Below are 14,795 nucleotides of genomic sequence, written 5' to 3'. Positions count from 1 at the left end.
CCGGCAGGAGTGTCGGCTACGTCGTGCTGCTGGCCGGAGCGCTGACTGGGGCGTCGGGTACGGCGCCCGTTGTTACAGGAGGAGGTGCGCACATGGGTCGATCGGCTGCCTCGACGCGTGAGGCAACCACCGGAGGCGACCGGGAGGACGAGCTGCACGCCGCCGACCCCGTCCTGTCGGAGCGGGATCAGAAGATGCTCGAGTTCGAGCGGCAGTGGTGGAAGTTCGCCGGCTCCAAGGAGGAGGCGATCCGGCAGCAGTTCGACATGTCGGGCACCCGCTACTTCCAGATCCTCAACGACCTCATCGACCGCCCCGAGGCGCTGGCCGCTGACCCCCTCCTCGTCAAGCGCCTGCGCCGCATGCGTTCCAGCCGCCAGAAGGCACGCGCGGCGCGCAACCTGGGAATGCGCCTCGACTGACCTAGACTCGGGCGCGTGAGCTCCCAGTCCGAGAACCCGCAGTACGCCCCGCAGCCCGGCGATTCCGACCACGGCGATCCCCGGTACGACGACGCACAGTACGGCGACCCCCGGGACGGCGGCCCGTACGACGCCGACGGTCCGTACGGCCCGGGCGCGGGCGGCCCCGACGAGCCGAGCGGCCCGCCGTACCGCGCCATCGCGATGGTGCTGTTGTCGGCGGTCGTGCTGGCCGTGGGCATCGGACTGGTGCAGCTGTTCGGGGGCGACGACGACGAGGCGGCCACCACCGCCGACGAGGGCACCTCCCAGGTCGAGCAGGACGGACAGGCCGGTCAGGACGCCGACGGCCAGCCCGCGCAGGGTGAGGGCGGCGGCGCCGAGGGTGCCCCCGACCAGGGCGGCGCCCCCGCCCGTCAGGACGGTGCCGAGGGCGCTCCCGGCGAGGCCGGCGGAGACGCTCCGCCCGCCGATCCGGCGTCCCCCGCCCAGCCAGGCGGTCAGCCGCCGGCGGGTCAGCCCGGCGGGGCCGGGCCGGATGTGACGGCCGTGCCGGTGCAGATCTTCAACAACAGCACCGTCACCGGCCTCGCCGGCCGCACCGGCGAGGCGCTGCGCGAGAGCGGCTTCGCGGTGGGCGACGTGGCCAACATGCCGTCCAACCGCGGCGTGGTGGCGGAATCCACCGCCTTCTACGGCACCGGGCCCGGTGAGCAGCAGGCCGCGCAGGCGATCGCCGACCAGCTGGGGATCACCGCGCAGCCGCGGCCGGCGGACCTGGCGGGGGAGGCTCCCGGCGTGATCGTGATCGTCACCCAGGATCTCGACCGCTGACCCCTGAGGATATGATGAGCCCACGCGTCCCGCCCGCCCGCGGGACGCACGCCCAGTAGCGACTTGCAGCCTCCCGAGATCGAAGGAGCCCCCATGGCCCCGCGTCAGACCGCCCGCCGCATCCTGGTCGCGGCTCCCGCACTCGCCCTGGCGTTCGCCGTGGCCGCGTGCAGCCCCAACCAGGAGCCGGCCGATCCCGACGCGCCGTACACGCTGCCCACCTACACCGAGGACGCCGTGCCCCACTCCGTCATCCCGGAGACGCAGGAGACCGACGACCCCGACACCATCGAGGACTTCGAGGCCGGCACCACCGCGACCGGCCTGCCCGGTGAGGGCGGCGACGAGGGCGGCGGCCAGGCCACCACTGACGACGGCCTCCCGGTCCCGGGCCCCGAGCAGCAGGCCGGCAGCGCGGTCCCGACGCAGCCCGCTCCCTGATCTTCGGTCCGGTCACCGGACCCGCGAGCCCCGCACCCGAGCAGACGGGTCCGGGGCTCGCGTGATGTCGGGCCCGGGCGCTCGGCTTGGCGGCCCGGCGGCGCGAGGCCCGGCCCGCAGCGCCGCCGCAGCAGCGGTCGAGAAGACCGTTTCGCACACATCGTTCGAGTAGAAATGTGCGAAACGCTCTTCTCGGTGGAGGGCGGGGTCCGGCGAGCGCCGACGCGCGCGGGTCAGGAGTCGCGGCGGCCGTCGATACCGGGGCCGGTGTACTTCTCGAGTACGGGCGCCTCGTGGGTGATGGTGCCGTCCTGCACGCTCTCGCGGTAGGCGAGGTTGCCCACTCGGTTTGCGATCACGGGCGCGGCGCACACGGCCACGATCCCGGCGAGCACGAGCATCCCGAGGTCGATGTCCGGAAAGACCCGGATGCCCGCCCCGATGAGGATGAGCACGAGCCCGAGGACCTGCGGCTTGGCCGCCGGGTGCATGCGGCCGAGAGTGTCGCGGAACCGGACGAGGCCGATGGCGCTGCAGAGCGTCAGCAGTGCCCCGGCGAGGACGAACAGGGCGGAGATGATCTCGACGAAGTCGTCGCTCATGTGATGGCCTCCTCGGGGGTGCCGACGTTGTCGCGGACGCGGAACCGGGCCACGGACACCGAGCCCAGGAACGCGACCAGGGCCAGGGCGACCAGTGCCGCCGCCGGGGTCGTGTCCCTGGTCCACGCGATGTAGACGCCGATCCCGCCCTGAGCGACGGCGACCAGCGTGTCGAGCGAGATGAGCCGGTCGAGGGTGGTGGGACCGGCGAGCAGGCGGATCACGGTCGTGAACAGCGCGGCCGTCAGCGCGACGATGGCCAGGATCCAGAGGACGAGTGCAACGCTCACCAGGGTCCCTCCTCTTTCATGCCTGGGTCGTACGGCTTCTCTTCGGCGCCTTCGGTGCTTCCGGCGTCGCGGTCGGCGCCTCCCGAGCCGGCCGGCGCGGCGTCGTCGGGATTCGCCGGGTCCGCCACACCGGCCGGATCGACCGGCTCATCGGTCGCCAGGGAGCTCGCCGAGCTCGCGGCGCCTGCGGAACTCGGGGCGCTGTCGGCGGGGGCCGAGTAGTGCTCGGGGCTCGGCTTCCAGTCCTCGTCCCGCTCGAAGGCACGGAGATAGAGCTGCTCCACGTGGGCGGTCTGGCGGCGGAACTGCTCCACGGCCTCGTCGGTGCCGGCGTCCAGGACGTGGACGTACACGTAGCGGGCCGCGGGGTCGACGCGGACCACGATGCCGCCGGGCAACAGGTTGAGGGTGTTCACCGCCAGGGCGAGGGTGAAGTCGGACTTCAGCCGCATCGGCGCTCGGAGCACCGCGGACCGCGGCGGCGCCTTCGGCCTGATCGAGAGCCACGCGACGATGAACGACGAGCGGATCAGGTAGAAGGCCACGACCAGCACGAGCCAGATCATGGACAGTGGCCGCAGCAGGCCCTCGACCGGGACGCGGGGGAGGGGCAGGACGACCATCACCAGGGTCGCCACGAGCAGTCCGGACACGATGGTGCCGATCTCGATGGTGCCCCACAGCAGCACCCACGCGACGGCCAGCCACAGCGTCATGAACGTGCGGGCGCCGAGGACCCGCGGGTCGAGTGAAACCTTGCGCGCCATGTCAGCGCACCCCCGTCACTGAGTCGACGTAGCGCTCGGGTGATCCGTCGGTCGGGACGGTGTAGAGGTACTCGATGCGCTCGCGCAGGGTGGTGGCGGCGCCGTCGGTGACCTCGAGCAGTGGCCCCGCGAACAACGTCATGAGCAGCGAGACCACGATGAGTGCCCAGGTCGGGGCGAGCATGCTCCAGGGCATCTTGCCGACCTCTTCGCGCTCGTCGAACTCGACGTACTCGTCGGACGGGAGCAGGGACAGCGGCCGCGCGAGTGCGAGGGCGCCCTCGGGGGCGTCGGCCCGCGGCCGCCAGAACGCCTTGGACCACACACGCGCGACCACGTAGAGCGTCAACAGGCTGGTGACCATGGCGCCGGCGATGAGCACCCACATGAGGGCTCCGCCCTTCTCGGCGCCGGCCTGCACCACCGCGAGCTTGCCGATGAACCCGGAGAACGGCGGGATGCCGCCGAGGTTGAGCGCCGGGAGGAGGAACGTGACCGCGAGGACCGGGCTGGCCACGCCGAGGGATCCCAGTCGACGCAGGGACGACGACCCGGCCTGACGCTCGATGAGACCGACGACGAGGAAGAGGGTGGTCTGGACGATGATGTGGTGGCCGACGTAGTAGATCGCCGCGCTCAACCCGGACTCGCTGGACAGCGCGATGCCGAAGATCATGTAGCCGATGTGGCTGACCAGTGTGAACGACAGGATCCGCTTGATGTCGGACTGGGCGATCGCGCCGAGGATGCCCACGACCATCGTCAGTAGACCGGCGATGAGCAGCACCCCGTCCATCCCGCCCCCGGGGAACACGAGGGTGTGGAAGCGGATGATGGCGTACACGCCGACCTTGGTGAGCAGGCCGGCGAATACGGCGGTGACCGGGGCGGGCGCGGTCGGGTACGAGTCGGGCAGCCAGGTCGAGAGCGGGAAGACGGCGGCCTTGATGCCGAACGCCACGAGGAACACGGCGAAGATGGTGTTGCGCAGGCCGTCCGGCACCTCGACCATCCGAGTGGCCAGCTGGGCCAGGTTGAGCGTGCCGACAGCCGAGTACGTCAGCGCGATGCCCAGTAGGAAGACCATTGACGAGACCATCGACACGACGGTGTACGACACGCCGGCGCGGACGCGTTCCTGGCTCGCCCCGAGCGTGAGCAGTACGTAGGAGGCGGCCAGCAACATCTCGAAGCCGACGAACAGGTTGAACAGGTCGCCCGCGATGAATGCGGCGTTGAGTCCCGCGGCCAGCGCGAGGTAGGTGGGCAGGAAGATCGAGGTGGGCTGGTCGCCGTCGCCGTCCCGGACGCCCTGCCCGACGGCGTAGATGATGACCGTCAGCAGCACGATGGCGGACACGCACAGCATGAGGGCGCTGAGGCGGTCGGCGACGAGGGTGATGCCGACGGGGGCGTCCCATCCGCCCACCTGCACCGTGTGCATGCCGTGCGAGTCGGTGAGCACGAGCAGGACACCCGAGACGATCAGCAGACCGGTGAGGGTGGTGATCGTGATGATGTTCTGGATCCGGGGCCGGCGCGAGACCACCAGGCACAGTGCTGCCGCGAGCAGCGGCGCGAGGACGACGGAGGGGATGAGGTACCCGAAGAGGTCGGGGGAGATCACAGGTCCTCCTCCTTCCCGGCCTTCTTGTAGCGCCTCTCACGACGGTCGACCTCCCGCGCCTCTGCCTCGGCCTTCGCCCTGGCCTGCGCGCGGGCCTCTGCCCGGGCTTCCGCCTCTGCCTCGGCCTCCTCGAGGTCCTGGTCGTCGTAGTCGACGTGGTCACCGAGTTCGGTGGGTTGGCCCGTCGTCTGGTCGTCCGAGGCGTCGCGGTCCGGCGCGGACCACGCGTCGGTCGGGGAACGCCGGGCGATCTTGGTGTCCTCGGCGTCGTCGGCGACCTCGTCCGCGGTGGTGAACTGGTACGAGCGGTAGGCCAGGGCGAGGATGAAGGCGCCCACGCCGGCGGTGATGACGATCGCGGTGAGGATCATCGCCTGGGACAGCGGGTCCGAGTCGACGGTGTTGTCACCCCACGACCGGTTACGGATGGGCGGGTTCCCCGGGGGCCCGCCCGCGGCGAGGATGAGCAGGTTGACGCCGTTGGACAGGATCATGATGCCGAGCAGGATCTTGATGATCGTGCGTTCGAGCAGCAGATAGACGCCGGTGGCGCTGAGGACACCGGCCATGAGCAGTAGGGCGAAGTCGGCGGTCATGGCATCCCCCGGGGAGTGGTGCCCTGGTTCTCGGCGGCCTCCAGGCGGGCGGCGCGGCGGGCGGCCAGGTCGGACCGCGGAGCCTGACCGTCGACACCGGGGACGCGGCGCAGGGCGGCGGTGGAGGGCGAGTCGGTGGCGTCGACGTAGACGGCCCGGAGCTCCTCCAGATCCTCGGCGTCGAGGTCGAGTCGCGCGCCGAGGCTGCGGAGGATGTCGAGGACGAGGCCGACGACGATGAGGTACACGCCCGCGTCGAAGAACAGTGCCGTGACGAGCTTGACGTCACCGAACACGGGCAGCGTCCACTCGACGGTGGCGCTGGACAGCGGCGGGGCACCGAGGACCATCGAGGAGGCGGCGGTACCCGCGGCCAGCAGGAGGCCCGCGCCGAGGATCCGGCCCGCGTCGATCGGGACGGCCTCGCCGAGTTCGTATCGGCCACCCGCGAGGTACCGCAGCACGAGCGCGAGGCCCGCGACCAGTCCGCCGGCGAAACCGCCACCGGGGTTGTTGTGGCCGGCGAAGAAGAAGAACAGGCTCAGGATCATCATCGTGGGGAAAATGAGCCTGGTGGTGACCTCGAGGACGAGCGAGCGGGCGCGGGGGTCGCGGACCGTCGCGCCGACCAGCCACCGGCCGGGCGAGGCCCCCGGTGCCTCGATGACGATGCGGGCGGCCTCCATCCCGCGTCGGCCCGAGCGGGTCTTGTCAGCGTCGGCGATACGCGGCCCGGAGCCGTAGCGTCGGTTGCGGAAGACCAGGCTGGCGACACCGGTCGCGGCGACCAGCAGCACGGTGATCTCGCCGAGAGTGTCCCAGGCGCGGATGTCGACGAGGGTGACGTTGACGGCGTTGGCACCGTTGCCGATCCGGTAGGCGATGTCCGGGAAGACTGCGGACACGGCCGGGTCCTGGCGGGCATTGATGGCGTACGCGCCGACGATGACGACGAGGAGGCCCACGCCGATGCCGAGCCAGGCCCGCAGCCGGCGGAATCCGTCCGACAGGGGCACCTCGGCGGGCATCGTGCGCAGGACCAGGACGAAGGCGACCATCATCAGGGTCTCGACCAGGACCTGGGTGAGCGCGAGGTCGGGGGCGCCGTGGAAGGCGAAGATCACGGCGACGCCGTAGCCGGTCACGGACATGCAGATGACCGCGGCGAGGCGGTTGCGCAGAACGGTGGCGGCCACGGCGGCGACGGTCATGGGGATCATGACGAACAGCACGACCGGGTTGGCCGACAGCTCCATCCGCAGACCCTCGCGGGTGCCGACCATTAGCGACACGAACGGGAACACCACGAGCGTGAACAGGATGATGCCCAGGGTCAGCGGCAGGGAACCGCGCTGGATGCTGGCGGTCAGGCGCAGCGACAGGAGGTCGAAGAAGCGCAGGACGGCGTCGTAGATGCGGTCGGCGTTGCCCAGGGCGGGCGTTTCGAACTGCATCCGCTCGACCGTCCGCTGCGCGACGTAGAGCATGGTGCCGAGGACGTACACGACCACCGTGAGCGCGAGCGGGACGCCGACGCCGTGCCACAGTCCGAGGTGGTAGGGCTCGGCACCGGCCCAGGGGCTGCCGGGCGGGAACGCGACGTCGACGAACCGGGTGAGCAGCTCCTCGACGGGCGCCGACCACACACCGAGGACGAGGCCGGCGACGGAGAGGAGGGCGGGGACCGAGAGGAAGAACGGGTTGATCGGCTTCGACCCGGCCACCGCGGGGCTGGTCCCGTCGGGGAAGAAGGACTTGGAGCGGAACGCGCCCATGACCAGGCGGGCGGTGTAGGAGAAGGTGAGCACCGAGCCGACGACCAGGCCCGCGGTGATCACGAGCGCCGGCATACCGTGCAGCCGCTCCTCGGTCAGCGTGGTGGCGAACGCGGACTCCTTGCCGACGAATCCGAGGAAGGGCGGCAGGCCGGCCATCGAGGCGGCGGCGAGGGCGAAGAAGAGGGCGAGGGCGGGGCTTCTGCGGCCCAGGCCGGACAGTTCGCGGATCTCCCGGGTGCCGGTGGCCTTGTCGATGACGCCGACGGCCATGAACAGCGCGGACTTGAAGAGCGAGTGCGCCAGCAGCATGGTGAGCCCGGCGAGCATCGTGTCCCGCGAGCCGATTCCCACCAGCACCAACAGGAACCCCAGCTGCGAGACGGTGCCGAAGGCCAGGACCAGCTTGAGGTCGGTCTCGCGTAGCGCCCGCCACCCGGCCATGAGCAGCGAGACCAGACCGAGCACGATGAGCGGCAGCTGCCATGTGGACGATCCGGACAGGCCGGGGCCGAAGGCGGCGACGAGGAAGACGCCGGCCTTGACCATCGCCGCGGAGTGCAGATACGCGCTCACGGGAGTGGGCGCGGACATGGCCCCGGGCAGCCAGAAATGCAGGGGGGCGATGGCGGACTTACTGGTCGCGCCCACGATCACCAGGGCGAGCGCCCAGTGCACGAGCGTGCCGGACGGCGGGGTCGCGACGATCTCGCTGAGCAGGTAGGTCCCGGCCTCCTGGGCCAGGATGATCATGCCCACCAGCATCGCCAGGCCGCCGAGGGTGGTGACGAGCAGTGCCTGCGTGGCCGCGCGGCGGGATGTCGCCCGCTCGGCGTAGTGGCCGACGAGCAGGAAGCTCAGGACGGAGGTGATCTCCCAGAAGATGTACAGCAGGACCATGTTGTCGGCGACGACCAGGCCGAACATGACCCCCGCGAACGCGACCATCTCCGCCGCGAACAGGTGTAAGCGGGGCTCGGTGTCGTCGAAATACCAGGTGCAGTAGAACAGCACGAGTGCGCCCACGCCGAGCGCGATGAGGGACATCAGCGCGGAGAGCGCGTCCATCCGCAGGTCCAAGGTCAGGTGGATGCCGGGCGCCCACTGGAGGGACTCCGTGGGGACGAGGTCGAGGTTGGCCGCCACCCACACCGCGCCCGCGGCGGGGACGAGGGCCAGGAGAGGGAAGGCGCGGCGCCCGAGCCTCAACACCAGTGGGATCGCGATCAGGGCGGCCACGGCGTGGGCCGCGAGGATCACGATCACCGGCGGCTCCTCTCCTTGCGTCGATCGGACGACGACATGCGGACGGGCCCGCCCGGAGAGAGGCGGGTAGCCGGTGTCGACCGGGGCGTGGTTACTGCGCTCACTTTACAGAACAGCGTTTCGAGTCGCTTTTATCGCAGGTGAAGACGGGTCGCGGCGCTGAGCAGCGCGGAGATGGACGCCTCGGGGGCGGTCTGCCCGAAGCCGAGCGCCCAGGTCTCTCGTCGGCCGCTCGTCGCACGCAGGATGGTGCACCACGACGATTCCGCCCCGTCGAACCCGCGTCCCTCGTACTGGTGGAACCGCTCGATCTCCGCCGGGGCACCGACCCGGCTCAGCATGTCCGACATCGCCGTGAGGTCGCCGCAGGACGCGGTGGTGAGGCGGTGAGCGCGGAAATCCCCGGGTGCGTCGCCGGCGGTGCGGGTGGCCAGGATCGCCTCGTAGGCGGTGATCCCGCGACCGAGCGGGCGACGCGAGAAGTCGGCCAGGTGGAAGCGGTCGGACGAGGGGGCGTAGGTGTCGACGAGGGTGCGCCAGTCCATCCCGGCCGCCTCGCCGGCGAAACCGCGGGGCATGCGCCGCCCGAAGCGCTCAGCGAAGGGGCAGGGGATGGCGGTGCCGCGGGCGGCGGTGGTGGCGAAATGCTGCGCGGGGGCGTTCATGGTGTTCTCGTTTCTCGACGTCGGTGACGGTGACCGACGGAGAAAGCAGTGACCACGCAACGGGGGTGCCGGTCTGTCAGGCCCCGTTACGTCCGGTTACTACGAGAATCTTCCGCATGCTTCTCACCATAGGCTGCCGCCCGCGGGCCCGGCAAGCCCGTGTGGCCGACGCCTCGGGCCTTCCCCGGCCGCTTCGTCTCAGTCAGCGCGACGCTCGGCGTAGAGCCGCAGGTTCTCGACCTGGTCGGGGTCGAGCGACGCGCGCACGGCGCTGCGGGCGCGGGCCACGTCTTCGGCGGTGACCTCGGCCGCGTCGATGTCGCGGCGCATCGCGGTCAGCGCCGACTCGCGCAGCAGGGCCGCGCAGTCGGCGGCGGAGTAGCCGTCGAGGTCGGCCGCGAGCTCGTCCAGGTCCACGTCGTCGGCCAGCGGGACGTCACGGCTGGCCGCGCGCAGGATGTCGGCGCGCGCCTCCGCGTCCGGCGGCGGCACGAACACCAGTCGCTCGAGCCGCCCCGGGCGCAGCAACGCGGGATCGATGAGCTCGGGTCGGTTGGTGGCGCCGAGGATGACCACGTCGCCCAACGGTTCGGCGCCGTCGAGTTCGGTGAGCAGCGCGGCGACGACGCGGTCGCCCACGCCGGAGTCGCCGGTCTGACCGCGACGTGGGGCGAGGGCGTCGATCTCGTCGAGGAACACCAGCGACGGCGCCGAGTCCCGGGCCTTGCGGAACAGGTCGCGCACCGCCTTCTCCGACGACCCGACCCACTTGTCCATGAGCTCGGCGCCCTTGACCATGTGCACGGTCAGTCGCCCGCTCGCCGCGAGCGCACGGACCACGAACGTCTTACCGCAGCCGGGTGGGCCGTACAGCAGGACACCCCGGGGCGGCTGCACGCCCAGGCGTTCGAAGGACTCGCGGTGCTGCAGCGGCCACAGCACCGTCTCGGTGAGCGCCTGACGTACCTCCTCCATATCGCCGACGTCGTCGAGCGTGATCGAGCCCAGGCTCAGCTCCTCCGTCCCCGAGCGTGAGAGCGGCCGGATGACGCTGATCGCGCCGAGGAGGTCCTCCTGCTCGAGGCGGGCGTCGGAGAGCGCGTCGGCCCCGGCCCCCGTGGCGCCGGCGCCGCCAGCGCCGGCCGTGGCGCCTGTGCCGGCTGTGTTATCCGTGCCGCCGGCGGCCCGGGCGGCTGCGCGAAGGGCCGCCTCACGGGTCAGCGCCCGCATGTCACCAGCGACATAGCCGGGCGTTCGGTCGGCGACGGCGGACAGGTCGAGGTCCGCGGTGGGCACGTCCCGCAGCATGACGGCCAGCAGGGCGGCGCGGTCGGCGGCGTCGGGCAGCGGCAGGTCCAGGACGCGGTCGCACACGTCGGGCTCGCGCAGTCGGGCGTCGGCGTCCTCGGGCCGGACGCACGTCGCGACCAGCACCGCGCCGGGGGCCGCCACCACCGACCTCAACCGGTCCAGGACGAGGGTGGAGACCGGCTCGGGCTCGGCCGGCAGCAGCGCGTCGACGTCGGTCACCAGCAGGATCCCGCCGTGCTCACGCGTCCGCTCGGTGGCCGCCCGCACCGCCTCCAGGCGCGACGCCGGGTCGAGGGAGCCGACCGACGGCCCGTCGATCACCTCGAGACGCCGCGCGCCCGCGACCGACCGCACGAGCGTCGCCTTGCCGACCCCCGGCGGCCCGGCGACCAGCACCCCGAGGTGCGGCGAGGCGCCCAGCGTCCGCAGCAGCTCCGACCGGTCCAGTGCCAGCGAGAGCCACTGCTCCAGCACTTCGGCCTGGTCGCCCACGCCCACGAGATCCTCGCGCGCGACGGCCGTGATGGCTGAACCATCGGCCCCACCTGCGCTCACGGCACCCGCGGTGCGCCCGGTGGCCGCGGTCCCGGACGACACCGGCGCGTGGACGCCGCCGGTGGCGGGACCGGCGGGGGAGGGGGAGCTCGTCGTCGTCGCCCCCGCCGTGCCCGCCGTACCCAGGGTGCCCGCCGCACCCACGGTGCCCGTCGACGCCGCGGCGCCCGTCACCACCGCGGTGGTGGGCTGCACGGACACGATGCCGTCGGGAACGGTCGCGGTCACGGTGAGGAGCTCCGTGCTCCACTGCGCGCCCATCGTGTTGCGCAGGGTGCGGGTGGTGTCCCCGGTGGGGAAGTCGGGCCCGAGGTCGCGCGGCAGCAGCGTCACCGAATCGCCGATGCGCACCACCTTGCCCAGCAGCGCCGACCGCAGGACCCGCTCGGCGACCCCGCGCCCCGCCGGCGGGAGCCCCTGCACCTCGATCGACTGCGCGCCCGTGACCTGCGCGGCCCGCACGGTGACCCGCGCGTCCTCGCCGAGACCGCAGTTGGCGGCCACCACCTCGTCCACCACGAGGATCCCGCTCGGCGAATCGGGCTTCGCGGCGGCCACCACGGCGCCGGTGGTGCGGGCGCCGACGATCTCGACCGCGTCCCACTCCCGCATCCCCAGCGCGAGGATCACCTCGGGGTGCGCGCGCACGATGCCCCGGCGGGAGTCGGCCGCGGAGGCGGACAGTCGCAGGGTCAGGTCCAGGTCCGGGCGCGCGTTCACGGTGCCGAGCCTATCGGCGCGCCGTCACGGTCCGGCGGTCAGAGGCCGACGCTGTGCTTGATGGCGTTCCACGCGACGGGGATCTGCCGCGAGTAGTAGGACCAGTTGTGCATGCCCGTGGGGAGGTGGTCGATGCGCGCCGGGATCCCCAGCTGCCGCAGTCGGCGGTCGGCGTCCCACGTGCACCGGTCGGTGGCCTGCTCGAGCGCCATGCCGGCGACGAAGTTGGCCGCGTCGTTGTTGTACGCCTCCCAGTCGCCGGGGTTGGCCACGCCGGTGCTCGACGAGAGATAGATGGCCTTGCCGCGCAGGTTCCCGGCGTTGATGAGGGCGTCGTGGGCGGCCCACTGCTCGTTTCCGGGCTCGCCCCACATGTTGGTGAGCGTCGCGCCGCGGCTCTCGACGGTGTAGCGGGTGAGGATCTGACCGAGCGCGTCGGTGGAGTAGCAGCCGGAGACGCCGAACACGCCGTTGTACAGGTCGGGGTGCCGGGTCGCGATGGTCACGGCCGCGCCGGCGCCCATCGAGATGCCGCCGATCGCGCGGTTGGTGTTGGCGCTGAGGCGGGGCTCGGCGATCTTCGGAAGGTCGCGGGTGATGAACGTCTCCCACTTGCTGATGCCCAGCACCGGGTCGGGCGCGTTCCAGTCCGACCACATGGAGCCCTGACCGCCCGTGGGGATGATGAGGTTGACGTTCTGATCGGCGAACTGCGCGGCCGCGCCCCACTGCATGAAGCCGCTGGGCAGCTCGGAGCCCACGCCGTCGAGGAGGTAGAGGAACGGCGCGCCGGCGCCGCCGCCCGGTGCGCGGAAGACCTCGACGGTGATGCCGCGCTGCATGTCCGCGGAGTCGATGAGCCAGCGCTCGTAGCGGCCGTCTTTCTCCAGGACCTCGACGAACTTCGTCTCGCGGATGTTCGGGTTGGGCTGCGGCGACGGCGGCGGCGGACCCGCGAACATGTTGGGCGAGAAGCCGAGCCGGTGGGCGATGTTCATCATCGACGAACCCGAGGAGCCGGGGAGGTTGCCGAAGTAGAGGAGTTGGCTGAGGCTCTCGGGCGAGATGGTGCCGAGGGCGTCGTTGGCGATCTGCTCGGGGCTGATCGAGCCGGGCAGGCCCTGGGCCTGCGCCGATGCCGGGACGAGGCCGACGCTCAGGGCCGCGGCGGTGGCGGTGGCGAGCAGGGCCCGCCCCGCTCGGTGGGCGGCGGATACCCGCCGGGTGCTCGGCTCGGCGGCGACGGGGGCGGGGACGGTCATGGCGGCTCCTTGCTCCGGGCAGCCGGGACTGGACAGCCGCCACTGCACCCACTATCGCACTGTTCCGTCACACTGTTACCGGGATGGGTGTGATGATACCGGGATGGGCGTGAAGGGCCCAGCGCCCAGCCGGTTCAGTGCCCGTCTCCGGTCAGCGGTAGCGCTGCAGGAAAGCCGCTTCGGCGAGGGCGATGCGCTCGATCTCCCGGGGGTCGACGCTCTCGTCCGGGGAGTGGATGGCGGCCGCCGGGTCCTCGACGCCGAACAGGCTGATGCTCGCGTCCGGGTGCGCGCGCTGCAGCGCCGTGCACAGCGGGATCGACCCGCCCGAGCCGACCTCCGCGACCTCCTCGGCGCCGTAGGCCTGCGCGAGACACTGCGAGAGCAGGTCGTGCACCGGGTCGGAACCGCCGGCGGGCACGGAGCGGAACGGGTGGCCGACGGCCTCGGGCTCGACCGTGACCCGGGCGTTCCAGGGGCGCCGACGCTCGATGTGCGCGGTGAGCAGCCGCTGCGCCTCGACCGGGTCCATCCCCGGTGGGACGCGCAGGTTGATCAGGGCACGGGCGTGGGGCTGCACGGCCGCGATCGACCCTTCGACCGGCGGGCAGTCGATCCCCAGCACCGTCACCGCGGGGCGGGCCCACACGAGGTCGGCCGCCGGCGCGGTCGTGGAGACCTCCACGCCGTCGAGGACGCCGGCGTCGGCGCGGAACGTCTCCTCGGGGTAGGCCTGTCCGTCCCACCGCCCCGAGAAGTCCAGGCCGTCGACGGTGGTCGCCCCGGTCTGCGGGTCGCGCATGGAGGCGAGGATCGAGAGGAGCGCGGCCAGTGCGTCGGGCGCCGCGCCGCCGAACTGGCCGGAGTGGACCCCGGCCTCGAGGGTGTCGACGGCGACGACGACGTTCGCGATTCCCCGGAGGCTGGTCGTCAGCGTGGGGGTGCCCACCGAGACGTTCCCGGAATCGGCGATGAGTATCGCGTCCGCCGCCACCAGATCGGGCCGATCGGCTACGAGATCGTCCAACCCTCCGCCACCGGTCTCCTCGGAACCCTCCACGACGATCCGGATCCCCAGGCCGTCCAGCGGGTCCGCCCCGGGCGAGCCGCCCTCGTCGTCGTCCTCTCCGGATCCTCGCGCGGCGGCCAGGGCGCGCAGGGCGGTGAGGTGGACGACCAGGTTGCCCTTACAGTCGGCCGCGCCGCGGCCGTACCACCGGCCGTCACGCTCGGTCAGCTCCCACGGCGAGGAGGTCCACGCCCCCACGTCGCCCGCCGGCTGCACGTCGTAATGGCTGTACAGCAGCACCGTGGCCCGGCCCGGCGCGGCCGGGCGGTGGGCGAACACGGCCCGCGACCCGTCGGACGTCTCGACCACCTCGACCGCCTCCGGTCCCAGGCCCGGCACCGGCAGTTCGGTGAGCAGGTCGCGGACCATCCCGCACGCCCGCTCGCAGGCCTCCGGCTCGGCCCCGTGCACCGACGGCATCGCGACGAGCGCGGCCAGGTCCGAGCGGGCGCGGTCGAGTTGCGCACCCACCGCGGCGGCCAGCGGCGCGAGCTCGGCGTGGGGATCGGCGAACGCGGGGGAGTCGGTCATGGGCAACAGGATAGAGGCCGGATCCGACACAGCCGCGCAAGATGAACGGCAAGTGAACGCGG

The 14,795-nt window shown here is 72.0% G+C and carries 13 protein-coding genes; 3 read left to right on the top strand and 10 right to left on the bottom strand.

The window, feature by feature from the left end; translation table 11 throughout:
• Positions 1–92: 92 nt before the first annotated feature.
• The 3 genes from A6035_RS13830 (at position 93) to A6035_RS13820 (ending at position 1,697) form a co-directional block, all read left to right on the top strand.
• Positions 93–422 (top strand): nucleoid-associated protein NapA, encoded by a 330-nt coding sequence (locus A6035_RS13830; RefSeq protein ID WP_108848310.1) that lies wholly within the window; start codon positions 93–95, stop codon positions 420–422.
• A 15-nt stretch (positions 423–437) separates the two neighbouring features.
• Complete coding sequence (locus A6035_RS13825) at positions 438–1,256, top strand: LytR C-terminal domain-containing protein (protein ID WP_244192448.1); 819 nt, start codon at positions 438–440, stop codon at positions 1,254–1,256.
• A gap of 93 nt (positions 1,257–1,349) precedes the next feature.
• Positions 1,350–1,697 carry a hypothetical protein gene (locus A6035_RS13820; protein WP_108848308.1) on the top strand — a complete coding sequence of 116 codons (348 nt, stop codon included), beginning with the start codon at positions 1,350–1,352 and terminating at the stop codon, positions 1,695–1,697.
• Between the two features lie 233 nt (positions 1,698–1,930).
• On the opposite strand, the gene A6035_RS13815 is transcribed toward A6035_RS13820, so the two are convergent.
• The 10 genes from A6035_RS13815 to A6035_RS13770 all read right to left on the bottom strand — a co-directional run bounded on the left by A6035_RS13815 (position 1,931) and on the right by A6035_RS13770 (position 14,733).
• Positions 1,931–2,299: a cation:proton antiporter gene (locus tag A6035_RS13815; protein ID WP_108848306.1), complete on the bottom strand. Its 369-nt coding sequence runs from the start codon at positions 2,297–2,299 to the stop codon at positions 1,931–1,933.
• Entirely contained in the window at positions 2,296–2,589 is a 294-nt protein-coding gene (locus tag A6035_RS13810) for a monovalent cation/H+ antiporter complex subunit F (RefSeq protein WP_108848304.1), read from the bottom strand. The genes A6035_RS13815 and A6035_RS13810 overlap by 4 nt, the downstream gene beginning before the upstream one ends.
• Positions 2,586–3,356 (bottom strand): Na+/H+ antiporter subunit E, encoded by a 771-nt coding sequence (locus A6035_RS13805; protein ID WP_108848302.1) that lies wholly within the window; start codon positions 3,354–3,356, stop codon positions 2,586–2,588. The genes A6035_RS13810 and A6035_RS13805 overlap by 4 nt, the downstream gene beginning before the upstream one ends.
• A gap of 1 nt (position 3,357) precedes the next feature.
• Positions 3,358–4,983, bottom strand: coding sequence for a Na+/H+ antiporter subunit D (locus A6035_RS13800; protein ID WP_108848300.1), 1,626 nt, complete (start codon positions 4,981–4,983; stop codon positions 3,358–3,360).
• Positions 4,980–5,579, bottom strand: a complete 600-nt coding sequence (locus A6035_RS13795; RefSeq protein ID WP_108848298.1) for a Na(+)/H(+) antiporter subunit C — start codon at positions 5,577–5,579, stop codon at positions 4,980–4,982. The genes A6035_RS13800 and A6035_RS13795 overlap by 4 nt, the downstream gene beginning before the upstream one ends.
• A complete protein-coding gene (locus tag A6035_RS13790) occupies positions 5,576–8,620 on the bottom strand; it encodes a Na+/H+ antiporter subunit A (RefSeq protein WP_108848296.1) in 3,045 nt (1,014 codons plus the stop codon). Before A6035_RS13790 ends, A6035_RS13795 begins: the two co-directional genes overlap by 4 nt.
• A gap of 131 nt (positions 8,621–8,751) precedes the next feature.
• Positions 8,752–9,285 (bottom strand): hypothetical protein, encoded by a 534-nt coding sequence (locus A6035_RS13785; protein WP_108848294.1) that lies wholly within the window; start codon positions 9,283–9,285, stop codon positions 8,752–8,754.
• A 198-nt stretch (positions 9,286–9,483) separates the two neighbouring features.
• Positions 9,484–11,871, bottom strand: a complete 2,388-nt coding sequence (locus tag A6035_RS13780; protein ID WP_108848292.1) for an AAA family ATPase — start codon at positions 11,869–11,871, stop codon at positions 9,484–9,486.
• Positions 11,872–11,909: 38 nt separating this feature from the next.
• Entirely contained in the window at positions 11,910–13,133 is a 1,224-nt protein-coding gene (locus A6035_RS13775; protein ID WP_108848290.1) for an alpha/beta hydrolase, read from the bottom strand.
• Positions 13,134–13,284: 151 nt separating this feature from the next.
• Positions 13,285–14,733, bottom strand: coding sequence for a M20/M25/M40 family metallo-hydrolase (locus tag A6035_RS13770; RefSeq protein WP_200836277.1), 1,449 nt, complete (start codon positions 14,731–14,733; stop codon positions 13,285–13,287).
• Positions 14,734–14,795: the final 62 nt, after the last annotated feature.

The organism is Dietzia lutea (assembly GCF_003096075.1).
Lineage (GTDB): Bacteria > Actinomycetota > Actinomycetes > Mycobacteriales > Mycobacteriaceae > Dietzia > Dietzia lutea.
Note: the sequence above shows the minus strand (reverse complement) of the source record. Positions and strands in the feature narration are given on the sequence as shown.